Source organism: candidate division WOR-3 bacterium, from assembly GCA_039802205.1.
Lineage (GTDB): Bacteria > Hydrothermota > Tepidihabitantia > SM23-42 > JAOAFX01 > JAOAFX01.
This window is the reverse complement of record JBDRWD010000005.1, coordinates 33,799-57,592: the sequence shown is the minus strand read 5'-3', so window position 1 is coordinate 57,592 and position 23,794 is coordinate 33,799. Positions and strand designations below refer to the sequence as shown.

The 23,794-nt window shown below is 41.9% G+C and carries 23 protein-coding genes and 2 tRNA genes; 15 read left to right on the top strand and 10 right to left on the bottom strand.

The features are described from left to right. Window positions 1–92: 92 nt before the first annotated feature. The 5 genes from ABIL39_02035 to msrA all read right to left on the bottom strand — a co-directional run bounded on the left by ABIL39_02035 (window position 93) and on the right by msrA (window position 7,524). On the bottom strand, window positions 93–1,313 hold the full coding sequence (locus tag ABIL39_02035; protein MEO0164899.1) for an HD domain-containing phosphohydrolase: 1,221 nt from the start codon (window positions 1,311–1,313) through the stop codon (window positions 93–95). A 192-nt stretch (window positions 1,314–1,505) separates the two neighbouring features. Next, on the bottom strand, window positions 1,506–1,700 hold the full coding sequence (locus ABIL39_02030; GenBank protein MEO0164898.1) for a hypothetical protein: 195 nt from the start codon (window positions 1,698–1,700) through the stop codon (window positions 1,506–1,508). An 18-nt stretch (window positions 1,701–1,718) separates the two neighbouring features. Further along, window positions 1,719–1,910, bottom strand: a complete 192-nt coding sequence (locus ABIL39_02025; protein MEO0164897.1) for a hypothetical protein — start codon at window positions 1,908–1,910, stop codon at window positions 1,719–1,721. Window positions 1,911–2,128: 218 nt separating this feature from the next. Further along, complete coding sequence (locus ABIL39_02020) at window positions 2,129–6,973, bottom strand: sigma 54-interacting transcriptional regulator (GenBank protein MEO0164896.1); 4,845 nt, start codon at window positions 6,971–6,973, stop codon at window positions 2,129–2,131. A 65-nt stretch (window positions 6,974–7,038) separates the two neighbouring features. Further along, entirely contained in the window at window positions 7,039–7,524 is a 486-nt protein-coding gene (msrA, locus tag ABIL39_02015) for a peptide-methionine (S)-S-oxide reductase MsrA (GenBank protein MEO0164895.1), read from the bottom strand. Window positions 7,525–7,620: 96 nt separating this feature from the next. Here msrA and ABIL39_02010 point away from each other — a divergent pair. The 10 genes from ABIL39_02010 to ABIL39_01965 all read left to right on the top strand — a co-directional run bounded on the left by ABIL39_02010 (window position 7,621) and on the right by ABIL39_01965 (window position 15,430). Beyond that, window positions 7,621–7,704: transfer RNA gene (locus ABIL39_02010), tRNA-Ser, on the top strand. 24 nt (window positions 7,705–7,728) lie between these two features. Then, window positions 7,729–7,817, top strand: a tRNA-Ser gene (locus ABIL39_02005). 58 nt (window positions 7,818–7,875) lie between these two features. Beyond that, complete coding sequence (gene gltX / locus ABIL39_02000) at window positions 7,876–9,345, top strand: glutamate--tRNA ligase (protein ID MEO0164894.1); 1,470 nt, start codon at window positions 7,876–7,878, stop codon at window positions 9,343–9,345. After that, window positions 9,332–9,898, top strand: a complete 567-nt coding sequence (locus ABIL39_01995; protein MEO0164893.1) for a Mov34/MPN/PAD-1 family protein — start codon at window positions 9,332–9,334, stop codon at window positions 9,896–9,898. The genes gltX and ABIL39_01995 overlap by 14 nt, the downstream gene beginning before the upstream one ends. Continuing rightward, on the top strand, window positions 9,899–10,276 hold the full coding sequence (acpS, locus tag ABIL39_01990) for a holo-ACP synthase (GenBank protein MEO0164892.1): 378 nt from the start codon (window positions 9,899–9,901) through the stop codon (window positions 10,274–10,276). A gap of 14 nt (window positions 10,277–10,290) precedes the next feature. Continuing rightward, window positions 10,291–11,223 (top strand): ACP S-malonyltransferase, encoded by a 933-nt coding sequence (locus ABIL39_01985; protein MEO0164891.1) that lies wholly within the window; start codon window positions 10,291–10,293, stop codon window positions 11,221–11,223. Between the two features lie 3 nt (window positions 11,224–11,226). Next, entirely contained in the window at window positions 11,227–12,054 is an 828-nt protein-coding gene (locus ABIL39_01980) for a DUF2520 domain-containing protein (GenBank protein ID MEO0164890.1), read from the top strand. 31 nt (window positions 12,055–12,085) lie between these two features. Then, complete coding sequence (locus ABIL39_01975) at window positions 12,086–13,003, top strand: Ig-like domain-containing protein (protein MEO0164889.1); 918 nt, start codon at window positions 12,086–12,088, stop codon at window positions 13,001–13,003. After that, window positions 12,984–14,900, top strand: a complete 1,917-nt coding sequence (locus ABIL39_01970; GenBank protein MEO0164888.1) for a hypothetical protein — start codon at window positions 12,984–12,986, stop codon at window positions 14,898–14,900. Before ABIL39_01975 ends, ABIL39_01970 begins: the two co-directional genes overlap by 20 nt. Then, window positions 14,897–15,430 (top strand): small multi-drug export protein, encoded by a 534-nt coding sequence (locus tag ABIL39_01965; GenBank protein ID MEO0164887.1) that lies wholly within the window; start codon window positions 14,897–14,899, stop codon window positions 15,428–15,430. The genes ABIL39_01970 and ABIL39_01965 overlap by 4 nt, the downstream gene beginning before the upstream one ends. Here the strand turns inward: ABIL39_01965 and ABIL39_01960 are convergent. Genes ABIL39_01960 through ABIL39_01950 form a run of 3 tightly spaced genes read right to left on the bottom strand, consistent with a single transcriptional unit; the run spans window position 15,423 to window position 18,209 of the window. Next, on the bottom strand, window positions 15,423–15,995 hold the full coding sequence (locus tag ABIL39_01960) for a hypothetical protein (GenBank protein ID MEO0164886.1): 573 nt from the start codon (window positions 15,993–15,995) through the stop codon (window positions 15,423–15,425). The two genes, ABIL39_01965 and ABIL39_01960, sit on opposite strands and share 8 nt — an antisense overlap. 10 nt (window positions 15,996–16,005) lie before the next feature. Further along, a complete protein-coding gene (locus tag ABIL39_01955) occupies window positions 16,006–16,935 on the bottom strand; it encodes a hypothetical protein (protein MEO0164885.1) in 930 nt (309 codons plus the stop codon). Then, window positions 16,920–18,209, bottom strand: a complete 1,290-nt coding sequence (locus ABIL39_01950) for a FlgD immunoglobulin-like domain containing protein (GenBank protein ID MEO0164884.1) — start codon at window positions 18,207–18,209, stop codon at window positions 16,920–16,922. Before ABIL39_01950 ends, ABIL39_01955 begins: the two co-directional genes overlap by 16 nt. 165 nt (window positions 18,210–18,374) lie before the next feature. On the opposite strand from ABIL39_01950, the gene thiE reads away from it, so the two are divergent. From thiE to ABIL39_01925, 5 genes are all read left to right on the top strand, one after another. Continuing rightward, window positions 18,375–19,379: a thiamine phosphate synthase gene (thiE, locus tag ABIL39_01945; protein MEO0164883.1), complete on the top strand. Its 1,005-nt coding sequence runs from the start codon at window positions 18,375–18,377 to the stop codon at window positions 19,377–19,379. Window positions 19,380–19,445: 66 nt separating this feature from the next. Next, the gene (gene raiA, locus ABIL39_01940; protein ID MEO0164882.1) at window positions 19,446–19,763 is read left to right on the top strand and encodes a ribosome-associated translation inhibitor RaiA; all 318 of its coding nucleotides are present in this window, start codon (window positions 19,446–19,448) and stop codon (window positions 19,761–19,763) included. After that, on the top strand, window positions 19,760–20,740 hold the full coding sequence (hprK, locus tag ABIL39_01935; GenBank protein MEO0164881.1) for an HPr(Ser) kinase/phosphatase: 981 nt from the start codon (window positions 19,760–19,762) through the stop codon (window positions 20,738–20,740). The genes raiA and hprK overlap by 4 nt, the downstream gene beginning before the upstream one ends. Beyond that, window positions 20,737–21,135 carry a hypothetical protein gene (locus ABIL39_01930; protein MEO0164880.1) on the top strand — a complete coding sequence of 133 codons (399 nt, stop codon included), beginning with the start codon at window positions 20,737–20,739 and terminating at the stop codon, window positions 21,133–21,135. Before hprK ends, ABIL39_01930 begins: the two co-directional genes overlap by 4 nt. Further along, on the top strand, window positions 21,119–22,753 hold the full coding sequence (locus ABIL39_01925) for a long-chain fatty acid--CoA ligase (GenBank protein MEO0164879.1): 1,635 nt from the start codon (window positions 21,119–21,121) through the stop codon (window positions 22,751–22,753). Before ABIL39_01930 ends, ABIL39_01925 begins: the two co-directional genes overlap by 17 nt. On the opposite strand, the gene coaD is transcribed toward ABIL39_01925, so the two are convergent. Both coaD and rsmD read right to left on the bottom strand, forming a co-directional pair. Beyond that, window positions 22,743–23,225, bottom strand: a complete 483-nt coding sequence (gene coaD, locus ABIL39_01920; GenBank protein ID MEO0164878.1) for a pantetheine-phosphate adenylyltransferase — start codon at window positions 23,223–23,225, stop codon at window positions 22,743–22,745. The two genes, ABIL39_01925 and coaD, sit on opposite strands and share 11 nt — an antisense overlap. Beyond that, window positions 23,225–23,764 (bottom strand): 16S rRNA (guanine(966)-N(2))-methyltransferase RsmD, encoded by a 540-nt coding sequence (gene rsmD / locus ABIL39_01915; GenBank protein MEO0164877.1) that lies wholly within the window; start codon window positions 23,762–23,764, stop codon window positions 23,225–23,227. Before rsmD ends, coaD begins: the two co-directional genes overlap by 1 nt. Window positions 23,765–23,794 lie beyond the last annotated feature (30 nt).

Here is a 23,794-nt window from a genome sequence, read left to right as displayed (position 1 = left end):
TACCATTAATAATCCAGCACCTGTTTTGGCGCATAATAATTTCACAAAATGGAAAAGACTCAAGATATTGTGCCCTTTCTTGAATAATTTTTCTATTCGAAATTTCTTCTGATAAAATTTTTTAAAAATTCTTCGGGAATATTTAAAAATATCTTCACTATTCCTGGATCAAACTGTTGTCCCGCACATTTCTTAATCTCCTCTATTGCAATTTCGAGAGTGAGCCCTTTACGATACGGTCGGTCACTCACCATTGCGGAGAAGGCATCACAAACTGCCAGAATCCTTGATTCCAAGGGAATCGCCTCTTTTTTCAAACCCTCGGGATAACCCGAACCATCCCAGCGCTCGTGGTGGTATAATATCCATTTACTAATCTCAGCAAGATTTTTTATTGGTTTTACAATGTTCATACTGTGGATAGGATGATTCTTTACGATTTTCCATTCTTCTAAGTTCAGCGCCTCAGGTTTTCTTAAAATATCCTCGGGAACCGCAATCTTACCAACATCGTGTAATAAGCCAGCAAAATTGATCAGGATCAATTTTCTATCCGGAAATTCCATTCTTCGGGCAAGTTCAAGCGCCAGTTCGGCGACCTGTGCCGAATGTCCCCGTGTCGATGGATCGCGCATCTCAATCGCCTGGACCAATGCCTGGACCGATTCTACTGTCATTTCTTTCATTTTCTCAAATGTTTGAATTCTGTCCATGGTAACTACCAGTTGGCGGGCAATCCCTTCAATATACTCAATCTCTTGTTTTTCATATCCCCTTTTCCTTTGAGAAAAAATTAGCAATGTTCCAATCGGCATACCTCTAATGACCAAAGGAACTCCGGCGCATATGTTAAAACCGAAATTTTGGATGAACGATAAAAAATCTTTATGACGAAACCCCGTTCCTCGAGTGCATATTGTCTTTTTACTTGTTATCACTTCTTTAAGAAAATCCTTACCCTGGCTTAGAACCCCACTATGGAATGTATCGTTAAGGTTGTAATTGTTATAGAGGATAAAATCTCCGGTCCAAGCATCAATGGTATAGATCGCCAGGGCATTGCAATCAACGATTTCAACAATCGTCTTTTTAATCGCCTCCATGATACTTTTGGAAGTCAATCCACTGAGCAAAATCCGATCCATTTCCCACAATCCTTTAAGGTGGATGCTCTTTCTTTCCATCTCGCGGGAAATTCTGCGGAGAGATAAGGTCACAATTAAAAACAAAATTGCACCAAAAAGGGTGAGGATATCAAAGATGAGTATTGGTAAATAAATATGTAACAGGTTCAAAATATACTTAAGTGCCATTAAAAATAATGCAATCCCGAAAAAAATCAATATCTTACCCCACTCCTTTCTGGAACAAAAAAATAATATAATCGCAGAAATTATCAATAGTCCGATAGCTATTAAATTAAACATAAATCCCATTTTTGCTCTCCATTAAATTTAAAAAGAGCAAGGGGCAGGTAGAAAAATTCCACCTGCCCCGAACCTCAATTAAAATCTCCTTCTCCAGCCGAGTTCCTGGATGCTCATTATGCCGTTATAGAAGAGCCGAATCTTCTGCGCCACTCCAAGATTATTAAGCCGGTTTAATTTGAGCACAATCATCTTATCATCCCGGTAGGCAATCTCGCCCCGATATTTCGAGCCATCAATCATCTTTATCTCATAAAGATGGACAGGTCCCATAAATACCCCTCCAGCGAATTAATCAATCGGTGGCGGTGGCGGAGGAGGAGGGAAAGGAGACCTTACCGTATCGGAATCTGCATACGCGACTGCAGGTGCAATGATATCAACTGTTGACCCGATTATTGGGTTATTATGCGGGCGGAGGCTCAAGCCAAAAATGCCGCCCAAGACCAAAAGAATCATGATATATGTTATTGCTCTTCTCATGCTGACTCCTTTTACCTTCTTATATAGCAAAAATCATGCCAATAAAAATTCATGAAATTTCATGAGAAAAACGAATTTGGTAACCCCGCAACTGAGAAAATTTTTCCCAATTATGTGGAGTCCCTAAGATACTGGAAAATACGCTATTTTAATGGGATCTCATTGGGAAAATTTTTCCCAGTTGTCCGGATCACCATTGAGGTAAACTCGTGACTGGTTTATGGGGATAGAGAATATTTTTTTATGTAGTTATACAATGTCCTCCGATCAATCCCCAGTTTCTTTGCTGCCCTTGTCCGATTCCAGCCTGTCGCGTTCAATGCCTCGAGGACCGCCTCTTTTTCCAGTTCCTCTAAAGGTATTATCCCCTTTTTGGGTGCTGCAAGACCGATGTCTTCCATGGTAATCAAATCCCCATTGCAAAGGGTGACTGCCCTTTCAATCACATTCATCAATTCCCGGATATTCCCGGGCCAGTGGTAGGTCTTTAACCGCTCCATCACGCCAGGGGCAAAGCCCCGTATCGGCTTACCCATCTCTTTCGCATATCTCTCCAAAAAGAATCGGGCAAGCTGGGGGATATCAACGACCCGTTCACGCAAGGGTGGAACCGTTATCTTAAAGACATTTATTCGGAAGTATAAATCCTGGCGGAACCTGCCCTCTTCTACCTCAATTTCAAGGTCCCGGTTAGAGGCGAGGATGAAACGGACATCAATCCTCTTCGTTGTCGTCTCACCCACCCTCCGGATGATCTTATCCTCTATTGCCTCAAGCATCTTTGCCTGGAATCCAGGGGTGGTGTTGGAAATCTCGTCTAAGAATACTGTCCCGCCTTCAGCCTCTTCCAGTAGACCCTTCTTATCCGCAATCGCACCGGTAAATGCACCTTTTTTGTGTCCGAATAATTCAGATTCCAGCAAAGTCTCAGGGATTGCCCCGCAGTTTATGGATAAAAATTTCTTATCCCGGCGTCTACTCCTTAAATGAATCAAACGAGCAAGCATCCCCTTGCCGGTTCCGGTCTCACCGTATATCAAAACTGGGGCATCGGAATTGGCAATCGCCTCAACTGTTTTATATATTCTTCTCATCTTCGTGGATTTGCTCAACAGATAACCTGCGCCCAGATCGCTGATAACCTTGGTCTTCAGAAGAATGTTCTCCTCGCTCAAATTACGGAAGGCAATTGATTTCTCAATGACCGAGGCAAGAATCCTGGCAATGGTGATTAAAAAATCCCGGTCCTGTTCATTGAAGATGGAACCAATCATCCGGGAATCGAGGTAGATTGCACCGATCACATTGGCACCAACCACAAGCGGGATACACAGGATGGAACGAATCTGGTTTAAAAGAACACTTTTTCTTATATTAAACCGCGGGTCATCAAGAGCATTGGGAACAAAGACGATTCTATTTTTATTTATTTCGGCTATCGCGGTTCTGGATAACTCACCCGCATCTTTGATTGTCTTTCTGTCTATATTCCTGCCCGCCACAAATTCCATCCCTTTTTCGGTTTTGATGAATACCGCTCCCCGTTCAGCCCTGGTTGCCTCTATCACCAGATCAAGGATATTGACGATAAAGTCTTCATCACCAAGTCGAGAACTTATGAGTTCGGCAAGTTTAGAGAATGTCTCAAAATATTGAGCTGAAATAACCCTTCTTGAATAGTCACGCACCACCAGAGGATAGAAGCTTAATTTGAGCTTCTCCACCCTGTTTAGTTCCAATGTCCCACCAAGGGCATGGAAAATCCGGGCTACTGATTCCAGTTCCTCAGCAATCCCTTTTATCATCTCCTGGGCAATACCACGGTCAATGATTGATTCGATCTTCAATCTCTTTAAATATGCATAATCATACAAAAGTTCTTTCTCTTTCAGATATGTGAGATTCTCTTCGATATCCAGTTCCCCAATCACCTTGAGCCGGAATTCATTGATCTTTATCAAACCATCACCAAGCCAGTATTCCCGACTACCTTTTATCGCAATATCTTTTAACTGCCGGGCAAAACTGAGTCCCTTTTTAAAATCCCCTATCTCATAATACGCCTGGCTCGATTTTAGATATACCTCTCGCTTGATTGAAATCTCAGCGCCTTCTTTTTCCATGATTGCAATTCCTCTCTCAATATATTCCTCTGCGAGTTCTTTCTTTCCCAGCACCAAAAAGATAAGTCCAAGTCCTATAAGATATAAGACCTCATGTTTTTTCTTCAAACTTTCCTCAAGTATACCCTTTGCCCTATCAATCTCTCCGGTCTTGTAATAAATCATTGCCATGCCATAATTCGCATACGCTGAATCCGGGTCAATATCTTTTGCCCGCTTATAATAATCAAGGGCGTTTTTTAATTTCCCCGTGATTTCATAGATATTTGCCAGACAGAGAGTAATTGTGCACTCCTGAACACGATTTTTTAGTCGTGATTCTATATTGAATGACTTTTTAAAAGTATTCAGTGCTCCCGTAAAATCATTCGCATTAAGGATTAAAAACCCTTTATTAATCATCGCTGCGCCCAGGGCATTTAAATATTTAATTTTCTCAAAATTCTCTATCGCAATGTCAATATACTTTAAGCCACTTTCAATATCTCCGGTCTGGATAAAAAAAGAACTCAAAAGATTTGCAGCATAAGCCAGTTGCTTGATCATGCCTTTTTTATCGCAGAACTCAAGCAATTTTCTGCCGATTTGCAATCCATCAGTGTGATTGCCCCTAAACCATTCCAATGTTGCAAGGTAGTATAATACCTCGGCTTCAAGTTCAGGCGCTTCTATCTTCCGAGAAAGTTCCTCAGCTTCCTTAAGTATCTTTTTTCCCTGAGCAAAATCCTTTAAACAAATATAACAATAGGCAAGACGGTTGAGAATCTCAACTTTGTTTTTTTCTTCGCTTGCCGTTGCACTTGCACTCTTTAAATACTCAATCGCCTGCCCATAATCCCCCAGATTTGAATATGCCTTGCCAAGACCAAATAGTCCGGCAACTTTGAATTTCTCTAATCCAATCGTCTTATTGTAGCACTCAATCGCCCGGTGATTCTCACCGTCAAGAAGATAAAGTCCGCCCAGACGGAGGAAAACGGATGCTGCATCTTCCGAATCCAAGTTATAGACAGATTCAAGAGCACTGGTATAAAATTTTATCGCTCCCTTACGGTCATTTACTTCTTCTGCGACTACTCCTGCATTGTAAGAATAATAAAAAGCCTTTTTTGGACAACCGATTTTTTTATACAATCTTGCGAGCAATGGATAAAAGACCTCCGCAGGGATTGTCTTTTCAATCACTTCAATAATCTTTCTGCTTAAAAAAACAACCTCTTCTTCACTGATTTCTTTTTCAATAAGACTCTTCAAATACTGATTAGCCACTGTGAAATATCTCTTTTCACCGCGCCGTTCCTCCTTAATCATCCCCTGCATATGCAAAAACTCGAAATCGGCAATCTCCATTTCGGGTAGAATTTGCCAGAGAACCGAAAGGTCGAGAGGGAAATCGGCGATCATCAGAATTTTTAAAATGGCAAGGGCATTTCCACTAAGCCTTTGCAATCTCCTTGATAATAGTCCGGCGACATTTTCTGGAATTCCGGCACGGTGCAGTGTTTCAATATCAATTTCCCAGTGATTGATATAGTATCTTAAAATTCTTTGATTATGAAGTTCCTTCAGGGTCTCCACAATGAAGAGCGGATTACCCCCTGTATGCTGATATAACCAATCGATGAAGGATGTTAAATCTTGCCCATCTCGGGGTTTGATTTCAAAAAATGTCCTCTCAATCAATAATTGAACTTCGTTCCGGGAAAATGGTCGCAAATTGAGTTGAAAGAAGTTTAGATCTTTAACTCGCAGTTCAGAAGTGGCTGTGCCAATTAGTGTGATATTGGTCTCCTCAAGGCTATGCCCGATGAATCGCATTAAGCCAAGTTCATAATCACTCAATTCATCGAGGTCATCAATGAGTAAAACAACCCTGCGGTTACGGGCATATTCAAGTAAATGCTCGGTGATTTCAGCAAAGATCTGAAACTGGTCTTCCTTATCGGCAAATTTTAAATCTTTAAAATTTATAGACCTACAGATAAATTCGTGTAAGTAACCTTCTTCTCTCCCGGTATAAGAAAAAACTTCATAATCCTGAAATAGATATTTATATTTCAACTCTTTTAACAGGCGGCTCTTCCCAGAACCGGTCTCGCCGTTGATGATCACTGCCTCACCTTTTAATCTTAAAAGCCTTTCCATTATCTCTGGTATCTCAACAAATATTGTAGGTGGAAGAGAAACTTCGTAAGGAGGAATCACAAATTTCCTCTTGGGCAAAAGATCGGTGAAGACTTCATATAATTCCGGAACAGTGGGTCTTAAACAAGGTTCTTCTGAAAGGAGACGAAGAATCACATTGTTCAACTGCTCGGGGATATTTTGTATTGGTCGGAGTGGTAATTTCAAATTGGTACCAGACAAAATTTCATAAATTATTACGCCTAAGGAATAAAGGTCACTGCGCTGGTCAATCCCGATTCCCTTTAACACCTCTGGTGCCACATAACCGACCGTGCCATATTTTTTAATCTGTCGGGTGGTAATGCCGGCAAAACCAAAATCAATGAGAACGATCTTCTTCGCTTCAGGATTATAAATAATATGTTCGGGTTTCAAATCGCTATGAACAAATCCTTTATTGTGGAAAGCACCGAGTCCATTAATCACCTGGATTAATGCCTCAATTAACTCATCTGATAACCCATGAAAGAATTGATTTATTGGTTTTCCCTTGATGTAATCAAGAACGAAATAAGCCCGGCCATCAGGGGCGGTATTGTATTCGTGGGTAGGAACAATATTGGGGTGGGTGAACTGCGCGAGAATCTGAAATTCCCTCTTGATCAGATCATTGAATTCGGGCAAATTCTTCCGGGCAATCTTTAAAATATATTCCCGGTTTTGAAGTGAAACTTTATAGACTGTTGCGTAATTCCCTTCTTCAATTTTTTTAATTATTTGATACCGACCGATCCCGGCTGGCAATTGCGGCATACATTGTAGTTTAATCTATTCCTTCTTTTTGTCAATAGCATCTCGTTTAGCCAAATTCGGTATTTTTAGAATCTTTTCTTATAGAAATGGCAGGTGGGTTTGGTTCCTTTTCGGGCATAATAATCCTGATGATAATCTTCGGCAGGGTAGAATTTGGTCACCGGCAGGACCTTTGTCACCACTTTATAGCCCTTGGACCGGAGAATCCCGATCAGTTTTTCGGCAATCTGTTTTTCTTCTTCATCATTATAAAAAATCACTGATTTATATTGTTCGCCGATATCCGGTCCCTGACCATCGGGTTGGGTGGGGTCATGAATCTCGAAGAATAACTTAGCCAATTCTTCATAGGATACCTTCTCTGGATCATAAGTAACTTCCACGGTTTCATAATGACCGGTTGTGCCGGTTTTTACTTCCTGATAAGTAGGATTCTCCAGGGAACCACCCATATACCCGGAGACTGCCGAAATCACTCCTTCTTTTTTATCAAAAAAATATTCCACACCCCAGAAACAACCACCTGCAAAATAAGCCTTTTTTGTGTTCATACTATTATTCTAACTATTTCCATTAAAAAATCAATATCAGGTTGAAGCAAGTTTGGTTGACATTTTAACGAAATTGATTATAATATTAATGTTCCTGGAGGGCTAGTCCTAACTGGCAAGGCAGCGGACTTGAAATCCGCCGGGAGCAATCCCTTGGGGGTTCGAATCCCTCGCCCTCCGTTAATTGAGAATAACGACCAACCCGGAGAGGTGGCCGAGTGGTCGAAGGCACCCGCTTGCTAAGCGGTTTCTCATCGAAAGATGGGACGGGAGTTCGAATCTCCCCCTCTCCGTCTTTAAATCTTTGGTTTCTGGTGAAGATTAGGGGCAATCAGGCATAATAGATTTATCATGAAACAGGAGATTAGAGTTAGAATTGCACCCAGTCCTACCGGTTTTTTTCATATTGGTAGTGCCCGCACAGCGCTTTATAACTGGCTTTTTGCCCGGCATAATGGTGGCAAATTCATCCTCCGGATTGAAGATACAGATGTCACCCGTTCCTCCCGAGAGATGACTGGGGTGATACTGGAATCGCTTAACTGGCTTGGCCTGGAATGGGATGAAGGTCCCCAAAAAGGCGGGGATTTCGGACCATATTTCCAATCTGAACGGAAGGAAATCTATAAAGATTATGCCCAAAACTTACTTAAAGAGGATAAAGCCTATTGGTGTTACTGTACGGAAGAAGAGATAGAAAAAGAAAGAAAGGAACATTTTGAAAAAAAATTGAACTGGCAGCACCGCTGTCGGGAGAAATTTTCTGATGAAGAGAAACAAAAAAGAAAGAGTGCCGGTATCAATCCGGCATTGAGGTTCAAAGTGCCTCTGGAAAAAAAGATTGTATTTGCAGATATCATCCACGGAACAGTTGAAAAGAATGCCTCGGATATCGAAGACTTTGTAATCATCAAATCCGATGGAATGCCAACATATAACTTTGCCTGTGTGATAGATGATTACCTGATGCGCATCAGCCATGTTATCCGTGGGGTTGAGCATATCGCCAATACCCCTAAACAAATCCTCCTTTATGAAGCGTTCAATTTTCCGATACCGTCTTTTGCCCATCTGCCGGTAATCCTGGGCAAGGATAAAAAGAAATTATCGAAACGCCTCGGAGCCCGCTCCGTATTAGAATACCGGGATGCCGGGTATCTTCCCGATGCCCTGATTAACTTCCTCGCCCTGTTAGGCTGGTCACCGGGTGGTGATGAGGAGATTATGAGTCGGGAAAGGATGATTGAACTCTTCTCGTTGGAGCGAATTAATCCGGCAAATGCCATCTATGACGAAACAAAACTGGAATGGTTGAATAATCACTATATCATCAACCGGATTGATGAGGCAACTTTTTTAAAAAACATCAAACCTTTTGTCCTGGCAACCGGTTATATTACCGAGGAAGAATATAACAAGAATAGAGACTGGGTTGAGCGGGTATGCCTTTTGATGCGTCCGCGTCTGAAAGTTCTAAAGGATATTGCCAATGCAAAGTATTTCTTCAGTGAGGAATTTCTCTACGATGAAAATATTCTAAAAAAATATCTTGATGAAAAAAGCATCAGCCTGGTTAAAGAATTTACTGTTATTTTACAAAGCCTCAACGACTACCGCGCCCCGGTGATAGAAGAAAAGCTGAGGAAATTCTGCGAAATGAAGAAAATTAAAGCCCGTGAATTAATCCACCCCCTGCGTGTTTATATCACTGGGACCGATGCTGGTCCAGGACTCTTTGAAACAATGGAGTTAATCGGGCAGGAGAGGTGTATCAAAAGGATTTCTAACATCATTGCGCAATACGAACGTGGAACAAATTAATGTTGAAATCCCCAAAAAGGATATTGAAGCGTTTTTAAGCCTGCCAGCTTTTTTGTCCATCGTCTCTTCTTCCATTGAGACTTTTAAAAAAGAGACCATCGGTTATCTCGTGGGTGTTAAAGGCGAGAATAAATATGTAGTGGAATACGCCATACCATACCAGACCGCAGAGAGTAGTTTTGCCCATGTGACGATTGATTTAAAGAGGGTGGAGAGGGTAAACTCAATATTACGACTCCTCTCCGAAGGTTTAGAATACATCGGCGAATTTCATTCCCATACCGCGTTTGGCGAATCGCGGGCTTATATCACGCCCTCGGCCGAGGACCTTTTGACCACAGTCCCCGGAGAATTGAATATCATCTGTGCAGTAAATCCCAAAAAACGCGCGATCCGTTGGTATGAGAATAAAAAAGGGGTGCTGGTGGGCACTGTAGGCGATTATCGGATTGAGATTGGTGGATATTTTGTCAAAAAACCCGCGATTGGCAAAAAGTATGAACGGGTAAGGATAAAATGTCCCTCGGTCACCGGCATCGGGGTTAAAAAATAAATGGCGATATTCGGAATTGGCATTGATATAATTGAGGTGACAAGAATAAAATCAGCAGTGGAGAAGCACAAAAATTTTGTCGATAAAATCTTCGCACCTGAAGAATTAAAATTTTCCGAGCGGGGGGTCTTCCGGTATGAAGAACTGGCCGGAAGGTTTGCGGCAAAAGAGGCGGTTTTGAAGGCGATCAAGACCGGCTGGCGTCGGGGAATAAGTTACCGGGATGTAGTAATCCTGAATGAAAAAAGCGGCGCTCCCTATGTAGTTTTGTCCGGACGGGCAAAAGAGATATGCACGGAATTAAAAATTGATAAAATTTTTATTAGCATCAGCCACACTAAAGAACTGGCTGTCGGTCTGGCAATCGCCACGATTTAAAAAAGGAGCAGGGTATGAAAAAAATCGTCTTTTTGTTCGATGGCCAAGGTGCGTTCAAACCCGGCATTGGTCGGGAACTCTATTCCAAATATCCGAAGGCAAAAGAAATCGTTGATCAGGGCTGTGAAATCCTTGGTTATGATATAAAAGAATATTTGTGGGGTGAAAAGGCGAGTGAAACGAGCAAGATGACGAGCATTGCCCAGCCCGCAATAAGTTTAGTTTCTCTTGCCTACGCCGAAATTCTTAAGGAAATGGGGATTGCTGGCGAGGTCTCCTTGGGCCATAGTTTAGGTGAAGCAACCGCTATCGTCTACTGTGGTATTACGGATTTTACTGATGGTATACGTATGATCCAGAAGCGCGGTGAGGTGATGGAAAAGGGTGCAAAACACGGTGGGATGATGGCAATCATCAACATTGACCAGAATCTCCTGGAAGAGAAATGCCGGCAAGTGAGCGAAGAGATAAAAGAACCGGTGGTAATCGCTAATATCAATGCCCCTAACCAGATTGTAATCTCTGGTTCCAAGACCGGGATTCAAATGATTGCCCAGTTTGCTACAAAGAATAGGGGCCGGGGGATTCCTTTGGATGTCGGAGGTGCCTGGCATAGTCCTTATCTCAAAGAGGCTTCAGAAGAATTCAGCGAATTTTTAGATACGATTCCATTTCGCACCCCGACATATAAGTTCTTTTCGGTGGTGGAACAAAAAATTCTTACCGATGGCATGCAGATTAAAGATTCTTTAAAAAGACAGATGCTTGCAAGAGTAGATTGGGTGGGGGCGATTAATAGTTTAAGGGCACAGGGTTATGAACATTTTTTGGAAATTGGACCGAGTCGGATTCTGAAAGACCTGGTAAATAAGATTGACCCTGCGCTGCACTGCGATTCTGTCGCCCTTTATCCCGTACTCGAAGATTTACTCCCCAATCTTGCCTAAATAATGAAAGTAGCCCTCATCGGCTGCGGCCGGGTTGGAATAACCCTGGGATATTTTCTAAAAAAGGCAAACCACCTCTTTGGAATCTATGACAGAGATAGAAAAAAATTGCACCTGGCGTTGCGCCTTCTGAAAATAAAAAATAATCCTGATTATGGAGAGTTAATCAAAAATTCAGAAGTGTTGCTGTTTGCCACTCCTGACGACGAAATTTTGAAGGCGTATAAGCAGGCCCGAAAATATATCAAAGACAAAAAATATTTATTTCACTGCAGCGGGTTACTACCGGCTGAAATCTTCCCAAAGGATAAATTTGTCGTCCGGGCTTCAGCCCATCCTTTTGCTACCTTTCCTGTTATTACCTTGCCCCCGCTCCAAAAAAAGTACTTTTTATTCCTCCAAGGTGATAAAGGATGCCAAAAAATTGCCCGGATGATATTTCCCAGTAAATATTTTTTCATCCGTCCCATGAAAAAAGGGAAGAAGGGTTTGTATCATTTAACCGGTGTCTTCGCCAGCAATTTACTCGTTGCGCTGGGAACTGGTATCAAGATGATGACCAAAAAACTCAATTGGCAGAAAAATGATTTCTATACTATTATTCTTCCTCTCATGCAACAAACGATTGATAATATTAAAAAATACGGACTCCGCAAGGCATTGAGTGGACCCATTGCCCGGGGTGATATCAAAACCATCAAAGCACACCTCCAAATTTTACAGAAAGACCCGGCTCTCAAGGAGGTATATCGTACGCTCTCCCGTTTGATTATCCCTTACGGACCTCTGAAGGCTCAGTCCCACTTAAAGAAACTTTTGAAAATGAATTGACTTTTGAGCGAAAAACATTAAAATAAAAAGTATGGTAAGACGGCACTGTTTTTATCTACTGTTCATTATTATCTCTTTATTCTGTGCCCATAAAGCCCCACCTTTACGCATCGACCGGGTCGATCCAAAGCTTACCCGGGTGATCCCATTTTATAGCCATCAAATCATTCTCAATTTTTCCGAGGAGATAGATTCTCTAAGCATGAACCCGGAAAACTTTTTGATTTACACGGAAAAAGAGACCTTAGAGATTATATATGTAACCCATGGAAATACTCCGGATCAGATTTTTATTTTCACCCCAACAATGCGACCGGGAGAGTATAATCTGCAGGGGCGGGTTTATGACCGGAGTGGACGGAGTGGTTTTTTTAAAACAAAATTCATCTCTTCAACAAAGAAAGACACCATTCCTCCCCTTCCGGTCTCTTACTCAAAAGGACCCAAATCAAAAAAATTTGTCGTGGAATATTCCGAACCAATGGATACAAGTTCTCTGAAATTTTATATCGTCCCTGCAAAAAAAATCCCCCCTATCTGGCGAAATCTAAAAACCCTATTGCTTGACCCTGGGAGTGATTCATTCAATTATGATACAACTTACTATCTATTCATCCAGGAGATTAAGGATTTAGCAGGAAATGCTGCACCACCATTTATCACCACCATCACTCCGGATTCATTATACAAACCTTTATTCATAAGGGGAAAAGCAGTAGTAAATGATACACCGCTGATCAATGGGATTGGCATTCTTACGCGGACCAGGCCGTTGGGAATAAGCACAGTTGAAAAGGGGGAATTTTTGTTTGAAGTGCGCGACAGCAGTAATTATTACCTCCAAATCTTGGGTGCTAATTGTTACGGCGCCGATTCGGTATCGGTAGTAAAAGAAAATTTAATCAAACTGTTGCCTGGAGTTGTTAACATTGATTCCCTTATTTATTAGTATCATTGCCGGCATTTGTTGTATTCTGCTCTACCGTAAAAAAGTGGGACAGCTGTTACTCCGGCTCGGTGCGTTATGCATTTTATATTTACTCATCAGTAATTTTAGTTTTCAGTATCAAAGAGAGATAAATTCTTCTCCACCAATAATGCTGGTGGATTTTTCACCAAGCGTCTTGCCCCTTCTCCATTCAATTTTTGGTATACTCGACTCGCTAAATTTTCCGTTTCAAAAATTTTTTTTCAGCGATTCAGTATATGCGGATACGACCGGGGTAAATCCACGATTCACCAATATCACCCAAGCCCTGACTTTTGCGGCAAAACTTGTACCATCGGCAATAATTCTGATATCCGATGGCAACCATAACCTTGGACCTCCGCCCGAGGAAATAATCAAAGACTTCAAAATTCCGATCTATTGTTTTGGGGTGGGCGAGCAGATAAAAAGCAATCAGGCAATTGCCGAAATATTCTACCCGGATTATGCTTTTCTCAATGATACAATTAAAGTTGAAGTTGTTATTGAAGCAACGGGTTTGGGCAATAAAATTGGTAAGATAAACTTAATAACAGAGAAGTCTACCCTGAAAAAGGAATGTAAACTTTCCGAGCAATATGCCCGCCAATCAGTAGTCTTTGATCTCGTCCCGACCCGCACCGGCACCCAACGCTTTAAAATAAAACTGGAACCCCAGGTCTCAGAATCAAATTATCTGGATAATGAACAAGAATTTCTGATAACGGTATTTGAAAAAAAGGCATCGGTTTTATACTACACTGACCATCCTTCATTTAATACATTCTTCATCAGCCGCGCACTTAAAGAAAATCCGGACATCGAACTCGCCTCGGTCATCCAGATTGCGCCGGGTCGTTATGAGGGCATTGGGAAATGGGTGAATGAAAATCGTATAGTATTATCAGCCTTTGATATCCTTATTCTGGATAACATTGACGCCATTACTTATGATAAAAAGTTCCGGGATTTTTTAGCTCCGAAAAAAGGGCTATTGGTCTGTGGCAATATCTATGGAATGAGCGCTGCCCTCAATGAGATACTCCCTTTTAAAGTCTCCGGCAGCCAGTACCTGCAGGATTTACCGGTTAAAATTATCATTCCTTTTTCAATCCTTGCGCCTGGCATCGAATATCCGGCCGTTTCCCGGATTAATCAGGTATTAGGAGTGAATCAGAATGCCGTCTTGATCGCCCAAGCAGGTTCTTTTCCGGTATTGGGTTATCGAAAATTAGTCTCGGGCGTTGTATTCCAGATCAACATTTCGGATCTTGGTGTGTGGCAGTTCATCCAGAGTAATTTAAATAATCAAGATATCCTTAAAAAATTGATAAATGATATCATACGGTTTCTCTCGCCTTATGGTGGAAGCACACGGCTCTGGGTAAAAATCCCGAAGAGTAAATACCATCCCGGAGAGATCGTTAAACTCTATCTCAAAGCCTACGACCAAAATCTCCGTTTGGGATCCGGGGGCGAATTCTATCTCGAATATCAGAATAAAAAAATCCCATTCATTGAAACCCGACCTGGATATTACGAAACTCAATTCTCGGCCGAAAAAGCCGGTACTTATACCTTGTGGGTAAAGGGAACGCTCCAGAATGATACCCTGCATAGCAATCCATTAAATTTGGAGGTCACGGCAGAAGAGAAAGAATACGAAGAGTGGCTCAATGTGTCACGGCTCGAGCAAATCGCCAAAATGACCAAAGGTGCCTATTACGATATCTCAATGTTGAAAACATTTAAGCCTCCAGCTGGAGAAACAAGATACGAAATTATAAATTTTACCTTTGATAAACCATTCTTTTATCTTCTAATATTCATGCTCATTCTGATTGACTGGATTATCCGAAAAAAAGGAGGGATGGTATGAATCCTCAAGAACTCGTAGCCCGAGGATTCTCCCCTGAATGGGCAGTCTTTTTGACTTCCATGATTCCAGTGGTAGAATTGCGGGGGGCACTGCCTCTGGCAATCAATCTTTTTAAAATTCCCTGGCCCCGGGCATTTTTGATTTCGTTCCTGGGCAACATCCTGCCTGTTCCCTTTATCCTTTATTTTTTGAAACCCATCACCAATATTTTGTCTCGCCTCATTTTATTCAAAAGATTTTTTGATTGGTTATTCACACGCACCCGCAGGAAAAGCGCAATGATTGAGAAATACGAGGAAGTCGGTCTCATGTTATTCGTCGCCATCCCTCTCCCCGGGACTGGTGCCTGGACTGGTGCGCTTTTAGCCTATTTGCTAGACCTTGATTATAAAAAAGCCCTCTTTTATATCGCCCTCGGGGTTTTTATGGCTGGAATTATTGTCACCTCCTTATGTCTTATGGGTTGGATTGGAGCAATCATTGCTGGCTGCGGGATACTATTATTTTCTTTGTTAAGAATTCTTAAATAATCAAACTCATGGCGATGCCGGTGAGTATCGGCACCGAAAAATTATCGTCCCAGGGCAAAGGCAAGGCTTCAAAAAATGTTGAGCATAGTGCACCCCAAAATAACACCGCGAAAGAAATATTTAACAAAGAATGAAGAACAAAGACCATCAACACATTGGCACCGAAATAAGCAAGGCTACCAATCAATGTTTTTTTAAAAAGTTTCGGACCTTTTATATTCTGACCGAACATTGCCGCAAAGGTATCGCCCACGATGGTAAATGTGCAGGCAGCGATCACCACCGGTCGCGAAAACAGGAATGCGGTAATCAGACAACCTAAAAGGAGATAGGTTGCACCACTAAGGTTCGTCAACTCGTGGCGGCGGAGAAAAGAACCAAAGAAAAGAATGAAACCTTCTTTTACTCCATTGACATGAAGGCGGATAAAATCTATTGCTACGATGATCATGGTGACTGTAAAAAGCAGGGAACGAGCAGAAGTCTGGGGCAAAAGGTAGTATAAAACCGGAATGAATATTGCCCAAAGATTCAATAGTTTCCGAAATATTTCCGCCTTGAGCATCGTTTGGGGTTTAAAATTGAACGAGGAGTGAGAATTTGTTAGAAATACCTAAATCATTATGGGTGATAAGCCCGTAGTCAAAGAGTAATCTCTGATACCGTAAACCCACACCCGCAGTGAGACGCTCACCATAGCGACCGACACGACCATATATTCGCTGCCGGAACGCCAGTTCAATACCCTGGAGGAGGAAAAAGTCATCCTGAGCAAGGTCTTTGACGATGTCGGTTTCGATAATCAAAACAGAATTTATTTGATCCAGAGGGATCTGCGGAGCTCCTCCGATGGCGATTTTTGAAGCAATATACTCCCGATTGTCACTCTCCCAATAGATGGGTGAGAGGATTATATCCCGGATACTAATACCCCAGGTGAAATTTTTTAGTGCGAACCTAAGACCACCATCCACTCCTGCTCCCCACCCCCTTAGCACAGAGAGGTCGCGATAGTAAAATTTTAGATTTAATCCGTAGGCAAAAAAGTTCTTCGTTTTACCAGCATTAAGATAAAATACCCAATCGTGGGTGGCAACGGTATCGTAAGGGATCGGTTGATTATCATAACCCGGGGGTCGGGTGGTATCAGGAAGAGTCGTTAACTTAATACCACCTACCGAGACTAACTGGAAACCAAGTCCATAAGCAAGATTTTTCTGGGTTATCACCAAAGCACCAAATTCATTTTTGACCACACCCGAGAAATTCTCCGCGTGCATGAACTGCAATGAGCGTTGCAGGAATGGTGAGAGGGCAGGATTCAAAAGCAGGGCGCTCAGATCATTACCCTGAGCAACACCCGTTCCACCCATGCCACAAACCCTTCCACCGACAATTAGATCCTGAAATTCACCAGCGTATTTGGTCGCGAATCCTATTGTCCCAACCAAATTATAGATGATTACCAGAAACCAAAATTTTTTTATACTCATGATGCGATGCATTTCACTATCCCTCTTAAATATTTTTTTATTCTTGTACCATGGCCATGACGTGCCCGCACTGTGATACGGAATTCATACTCACCCGGTGGCACGACATTGCCGTTTTGGTCACGCCCATCCCAGACAATAAGCACTTCCCCAGGGGGTTTTTTTAATCCGTCAATCAGGTTACCTATTTTCTTACCTGTCTGATCATAGATATCAATATCAATCCGGGCTTCATCCGTGACATAAAGGGCAAGTGTGGTTCCTGGCTGTGTTTGAGTAAACACTTTAGGAAAACAACCCACAAAGATAGCATCTATGGCGATCCAGAGATATTGTCCACCTTCTTTCTCAGTTATAAAAACCTGACCATAGCGCCGATTGATAGTAATTCCTCTCGGAGAATGAAATTCGCCCTGTCCGGTTCCGGTCCGACCTTCGGAGATGATATAAGTCAGCTGATGATCAAACTTATGGATTTGGTCATTCTTTTCATCGGTGATATAAATATTCCCAAAGTAGTCAATCGCACAGTAAAGAAAATTTGCCTCAGCGAAGCCGATTTCAAAACTATAAACCGAGTTTAGAAATCGGCCCGAAGTAGCAAAACGGGAAACCCGTTTACCATCGTTGTCAGTAATGACAATAAACTCATCACGATAATGATTATGGGGAGCGGCAGCATCGATGACTGCTATCCCCATCGGATGGTATATCTCACCATACGCCTGTCCTTCCTTGCCAAAGGATTTTATCAATGAATCCTCTGGCGAATAGACATATATCTTTGAATTATCGTAGTCGGTTACATAAAGATTATTTTTTGAATCAAAACTGACACCAAATGGGCGTCCAGGAAGTTTTATCTCACCTATTATCTCTAATTTACCTTTGGTGTATTGTAATTTGACGACCCGTCGGTTACCGAAATCGGCAAGCGCAATCAATCCGTCTTCATTAGCCACAATCCCTTTAGGCTGGGAAAAAATCTTTTCGTTCCCATAAACTCTTACTTCCTTTAGACCAATATTATAAACAATCTGCCCGGACCCTGAATTTACGGCAAAGACTGTAAGTTCATCGTCATCACGCTTGGTCCGGGGGTCATCAAGTTCTTTTAATTTTACAGCGGTAATGCCTTGAGGGTCATTATAATCAAAATTCGGACCGATGAAGAGACGGAGGTAATACTTGGAGGCGCGATAAAAACCAAAGGTATGTTCAAATGGTGGAACCGCCAAGGTCTGGGGTTGATACTCACTAAGGATAAAGAGAATAATCAGGCACACCCGATAATTATAAGGATTTTGGTCGTTTTGTCAATGGAGCGTAAGCTTGAACATTGTTCAAAACTGGTAATCCCAATTCATAAGTAGGATACACCCCATCAAAAATCACGAGCATCCAAGTCCACCTATCGCTTGACATGACAGTCGCTTTTGATATAATTAATCGTGCAATGGACGCAAATCCTTGATGTCAATTTAAATCGTCTCAGTGAATCTTTAAAATTTATTGAGGATTATATCCGGTTTGAACTCAAAAATCCACGACATTTGGAAAAAATCCGAAAATTAAGATATGATTTTTTTTTACTAAAAAAATCTCTTTCCCTCTCAGAGATAATCTCCCATCGCTGTATTAAATTGGATGCAGGCAGAACTCCCGATTTTGATAGAATCCCCCGTTCCCAGGAGACTGACCTCATCCTGGCAAATTTTACCCGGGCTAAAGAAGCATCCCGAATCATCGAAGAAATCCTGCGTTTGAAAAATAAAAAAGCGGGCCGGCAGATGAAGGAAATAAGGTTCGGCATCTATGAAATAGAAAAGATTGTTCTTGAAACAAGTCAAAAGCGATTCAACCCTAAATTATATGCAATCATCGATGAAAAATATCTTGAAAAAATAGAGCTAAGGGAGACAGTAAAGATTCTCCAGGAAAATGGTGCGACGATGATTCAATTGCGGATAAAGACCCTTCCGGATAAAAAATTTTTTCAGGTTGCCGAAAAGATTAAAAAGGCAATAACCAATCCCGAGATCAAATTTATCATCAACAATCGACCGGATATTGCCCTGGGGACCAAAGCCGATGGTGTCCATTTAGGTCAGGATGATCTGCCGCTCAGGATTGCCCGCGCGATGCTTGGAGAAAAAGCCATTATCGGAATTTCTGCCCATAACTTGAAGGAAGCCCTGAAGGCTGAAAAAGATGGTGCAGATTATTTAGGGGTAGGCGCGATATATCCAACCCAGACCAAACTGGACACCCAACTCCGGGGTCTAAATTTAATCCGAAAATTGAGAGCTAAAATCTCCTTACCCATCATCGGTATCGGAGGCATTAATGAGAAAAATTATCGCGCAGTCATCAGGGCGGGTGCAGATGGAATAGCTGTTGCCTCATATCTTTTTGAAGGCAACCTTAAAGAGAACCTAAGGAGATTAAAGTTATAAATTGTTGATTATCAATGCCCTTGAATTATTTAAATTTTTATTTATACTTTAATGTAGGGAGGCATGATGAACATTACGATCTCGGCACGAAATTTTACCTTGACCGATGCAATAACTGAGTTTGCAGGTCGTAAACTTGGCAAGTTAAGGAGGTTTGAGCATCACATCATCGATGGTAATCTAATATTGGAAAAAGATAAATCAATCAGTATCGTGGAACTCACACTCCGGGTCAAACACTCCACCATCACCTGCAAAGTCAATACCCAGGATATATATCAGGGGATAATTGATGTGGCAAAAAAAGCCGAAAGGCAGTTACAAAAATACGAGGATAAATTTAAAGAACGAAAAAGAATGGCTGCCAAAACCAAGCGCGTATGACCAAAATAACTGCCAAAACTTTATACGAAGAGAAAAAAGACGATTTTTCGTTTGAAATAATTACCGGAGAAGATTTCCTCGCCCGCAGGATAATAACGAGCTGTGACATTTTTAGACCCGGACTTGCCCTTGCCGGCTATACCGGTTATTTCTTGAGCGAAAGGATCATGATCATTGGGAAAACCGAGACTTCGTATCTAAAGACCCTGGAGGAAAAAGTAAAAGCCCGGCGCATCGCCACAATAATGCGATTAGGCACTCCATGTGTGATTGTCACCAAGAAACTGGCCATTGACAGAAAATTTATTGATGAAGCACAAAAAAGGAAAATTCCGATTTTGCGGACGCCGATGTCTACCACCCCATTCATCCATGCCCTCTCTACCTATCTGGATTATAAACTTGCCCCCACCCTTTATCTACATGGCACGCTGATGGACATATACGGCGTTGGAGTATTATTTCTGGGAAAACCAGGCATCGGCAAGAGCGAATGCGCCCTGGACTTGGTGGAGCGTGGCCACCGTTTGGTAGCAGATGATCTGGTAAAGGTGGTCCGTCGGGGTGAGATGTTAATCGGCATGGGCGCGGAAAAAAGCGATAAGCTTAAACATCACCTTGAAATCCGTGGGGTGGGGATTGTTGATATCTTTCGGATCTTTGGAGTAAAAGCCGTCCGCCTTCGCAAAAGGATTGAAATAATCATCGAACTCGTTTACTGGTCCGAGACAAAAGGTGAGTATGAGAGATTGGGCCTGACCAAAAAAACTAAAAAGATTCTGGGCGTGGCAATTCCTTATATCAAGTTACCCCTTACCCCGGGGAAGAATATTTCGGTTATCGCCGAAGTTGTAGCAATGAACTATCTCCTGGAGTTAAGGGGTATAAATGTTGCCCGGGAATACAACGAAGAATTGCGCCGCCTACTTCTAAAAAGGGAAGTTCCCAGTGTCCATTTTGACGAGGATATTGAATGATTAAAGGTGTAATAATTGGTCATGGAAACCTTGCACAGGCGCTGCTAAATACTGTGGAAAAGATTCTCGGCAAACAGGAGATGGTCGAAGTATTCTCCAATGAAAACTTATCCTGCAGTACTTTGACTGAATTGTTAAAAAAATCGTTGGGTTCGGATGGAGACGAAAAAATCGTCTTTGTCGACTTACCCGGAGGCAGTTGTGCAATCTCATGTCTTAATATTCTGAGAGAAAACAAAAATTTAAAGATTATTTGTGGTGTCAATCTTCCCATGCTTTTGGAATTTTTTCTTTTGCGCGAAAAATATCGGGTAGACGAATTGATACCGATTTTGTTAAAAAAAGGGCGGGATAATATTATGATTTTGGGGAGTGTGGATGAAAACCCTCGGTGAGATATTCGAACACTCGGTTAAAAATTATCCAGAAAAAATCGCCTTAAAGAAGGGCAATACAGTTTATACCTATGCCCAATTAAAAGACCGCGTCCTCGCACTCCAGCAGTATCTCCTCCATCTTGGTTTAAAACCTAAAGAGCGTTTTGCCATCTTAGGTGAAAACAGTCCGGAATGGGCAATCAGTTATCTGGGAATTTTGCGTGCGGGTCTTGTTTGTGTCCCTCTTGATGCCCTGCATTCCGAAGCGGAATTGCTCCATATCCTTCGTGAGAGTGAGGCAAAGGGTGTGTTGGTCTCGGAACTCCATAAATACAAAATCGTTGGGCTTAAAGGCGACCTCAAGAGGTTAAAATGGATCATAAGTATGGAAGAGATCAAGAAACTCCCCACCCCAACCGGGGAACATTCAATCAAGATCGAACCTGATGCCCTGGCGGTCTTAATCTTCACATCTGGAACCACTGGACTGGCAAAGGCAGTCATGCTCAGTCATAAGAATATCATCGCCAACCTCCAATCAATAGAAAAGGTCATCCCGGTTTATCCTACAGATACCTTTGTCTCAATAATCCCTATGCACCACACTTTTGAAGCCACCTGCGGATTCTTATATCCTCTATATCGGGGGGTATCCATTTATTATCCCCCGAGTCTAAAACCCAACGAGCTAATTGCCACTTTTAAAGAGGCAAAAGTTACATGTCTAATTGCAGTTCCCCTTTTGTTTGAAAAATTTCTTGCGGGTGTAGAACGTAAAATCGCCAGAGCTCCCCTGCCAGCTAAATTGTTATTCACCACTATGAGTGGTGTTACTTCTATTTTTAAATTCTTGCGCCGACCATTCTTCAGTCGGATACGCAAAGAGATGGGATTAGAAAATTTGCGGCTGGCAGTCTCTGGAGGAGCTGCTTTATCAGCAAAAGTTGCCCGGGGTCTGGAAATGTTAGGTATCCCAATTTTACAGGGCTACGGATTGACCGAAGCCGCGCCCGTGGTGTCAGTAAATCCTCCGGATCGCCCCAAAAACGAAACCGTGGGTAAACCCTTACCCGGAATTGAAGTAAAAATTTCTGAGCCGGATGAAGATGGTATAGGGGAATTAATGGTGAAAGGGCCTAATGTGATGCTCGGCTATTATAATAATAAAGAAGCGACTGCGGAAGTATTAAAGGATGGCTGGCTTTATACTGGGGATTTGGGTTATATCGATGCCGAAGGATACATTCATATCACAGGACGAAAGAAAAGTTTGATCGTGACCGCCTCCGGCAAAAATATAATTCCTGAAGAGTTAGAAGAAAAATTGCTGACGAGCAAATGGATAAAAGAGGTTCTGGTCGTTCCCCGAATCGATGCCTGCACCAAAAAAGAAGAAGTTTGCGCTTTAATCTTTCCCGATTACGAACTGCTTGAAGAATATAGCATTACCCACAACCTCAATTTACAATTTAATGATATTGAGAATTTAATTCGGGAAGAAATAAAAAAGGTCAATGAGGATTTGCCCCCTTATAAACGCATCACCAAGTTTGAAATCCGAGAAGAAGAATTTCCTAAGACCACGACACAAAAGATTAAAAGACATATGTTCCTTGAACGCAGCATCAAGGTTTAATATTAAACTTCTCCATCAATCTTTTTTTCACAGGCGGTGGCACCAGTTTTGAGACATCTCCACCCAGCGCCGCAATTTCTTTGACTAACGAAGAACTGATAAAGATATAATTCTCTGAAGGCATCAAAAAAAGGGTTTCGATATCTGGATTCAATTTCCGGTTCATCAGCGCCATCTGAAATTCATAATCAAAATCAGAAACCGCACGGATTCCCCGAATTATCGTCCGGGCCGATACCGACTCAACAAATTCCACTAACAACGAAGAAAAACCCCTAACGGTCACGCGAGGATTATTTTTAAATATCTCCTGTATCATATCGATTCTCTCCTCAAGGGTGAATAGTGTTTTTTTTGGACGGGCACTGACACCCACGATTATCTTATCAAAAATCCTTATTGCCCGGTTTATCACATCTACATGACCGTAGGTGATGGGATCAAATGTTCCGGCATAGACCGCCTTTCTCATCATTCACTCTCCTTTAATTTTAAAAAAGAAACTATTGTTTCACCATACCGTTTGGTCTTTATTATGGAATATTCCTCAGGGATGGATGGAAGATTGAAACCCGAATATTCTGCAACCACAACACTTCCTTTGGTGATAAGATTTAAAAAGAGCAGGATCTTTAAGACCTCTGTAAGATATCTTCTCTGGTAAGGTGGATCAATAAACACAATATCAAAATTCATATCCTTGATCTTCTTTAAACCCGGCCGAAAATCCTGTTTTATTACCCTCACTTGCTTCTGGAGTTTTAACATCTTAATATTTTTGAAAAGAACATGGGGATCTTTTTCGATGAAAACACAAAATCTTGCTCCACGGGAAAGGGCTTCAATACCCATCGCTCCAGTTCCGGCAAAGATATCAAGCACTGAGGCATCAATAACCAAGTCGCCAAGGATATTGAATACTGCTGCACGAACTATCGCTTTCGTCGGTCTGATTCCGGTTGGAGCAGTCTTAATGTTCCTACCTTTATAGATTCCCGTTAAAATCTTCATTTTTTAGCGAATCCCCCGAAGCACACGGAT

What these genes read in the sequence shown, in the direction of transcription:
- ABIL39_01965 (MEO0164887.1), top strand. Translation starts at nt 14,897, where the DNA reads ATGAATCCTCAAGAACTCGTAGCCCGAGGATTCTCCCCTGAATGGGCA.
- ABIL39_01930 (MEO0164880.1), top strand. Translation starts at nt 20,737, where the DNA reads ATGATTAAAGGTGTAATAATTGGTCATGGAAACCTTGCACAGGCGCTG.
- ABIL39_01960 (MEO0164886.1), bottom strand. Translation starts at nt 15,995, where the DNA reads ATGCTCAAGGCGGAAATATTTCGGAAACTATTGAATCTTTGGGCAATA.
- ABIL39_02035 (MEO0164899.1), bottom strand. Translation starts at nt 1,313, where the DNA reads ATGGCACTTAAGTATATTTTGAACCTGTTACATATTTATTTACCAATA.
- ABIL39_01980 (MEO0164890.1), top strand. Translation starts at nt 11,227, where the DNA reads ATGAAAGTAGCCCTCATCGGCTGCGGCCGGGTTGGAATAACCCTGGGA.
- ABIL39_02025 (MEO0164897.1), bottom strand. Translation starts at nt 1,910, where the DNA reads ATGAGAAGAGCAATAACATATATCATGATTCTTTTGGTCTTGGGCGGC.
- coaD (MEO0164878.1), bottom strand. Translation starts at nt 23,225, where the DNA reads ATGAGAAAGGCGGTCTATGCCGGAACATTTGATCCCATCACCTACGGT.
- msrA (MEO0164895.1), bottom strand. Translation starts at nt 7,524, where the DNA reads ATGAACACAAAAAAGGCTTATTTTGCAGGTGGTTGTTTCTGGGGTGTG.
- ABIL39_01955 (MEO0164885.1), bottom strand. Translation starts at nt 16,935, where the DNA reads ATGCATCGCATCATGAGTATAAAAAAATTTTGGTTTCTGGTAATCATC.
- ABIL39_01925 (MEO0164879.1), top strand. Translation starts at nt 21,119, where the DNA reads ATGAAAACCCTCGGTGAGATATTCGAACACTCGGTTAAAAATTATCCA.
- ABIL39_02030 (MEO0164898.1), bottom strand. Translation starts at nt 1,700, where the DNA reads ATGGGACCTGTCCATCTTTATGAGATAAAGATGATTGATGGCTCGAAA.
- ABIL39_02020 (MEO0164896.1), bottom strand. Translation starts at nt 6,973, where the DNA reads ATGCCGCAATTGCCAGCCGGGATCGGTCGGTATCAAATAATTAAAAAA.
- acpS (MEO0164892.1), top strand. Translation starts at nt 9,899, where the DNA reads ATGGCGATATTCGGAATTGGCATTGATATAATTGAGGTGACAAGAATA.
- rsmD (MEO0164877.1), bottom strand. Translation starts at nt 23,764, where the DNA reads ATGAAGATTTTAACGGGAATCTATAAAGGTAGGAACATTAAGACTGCT.
- gltX (MEO0164894.1), top strand. Translation starts at nt 7,876, where the DNA reads ATGAAACAGGAGATTAGAGTTAGAATTGCACCCAGTCCTACCGGTTTT.
- raiA (MEO0164882.1), top strand. Translation starts at nt 19,446, where the DNA reads ATGAACATTACGATCTCGGCACGAAATTTTACCTTGACCGATGCAATA.
- hprK (MEO0164881.1), top strand. Translation starts at nt 19,760, where the DNA reads ATGACCAAAATAACTGCCAAAACTTTATACGAAGAGAAAAAAGACGAT.
- ABIL39_01975 (MEO0164889.1), top strand. Translation starts at nt 12,086, where the DNA reads ATGGTAAGACGGCACTGTTTTTATCTACTGTTCATTATTATCTCTTTA.
- ABIL39_01985 (MEO0164891.1), top strand. Translation starts at nt 10,291, where the DNA reads ATGAAAAAAATCGTCTTTTTGTTCGATGGCCAAGGTGCGTTCAAACCC.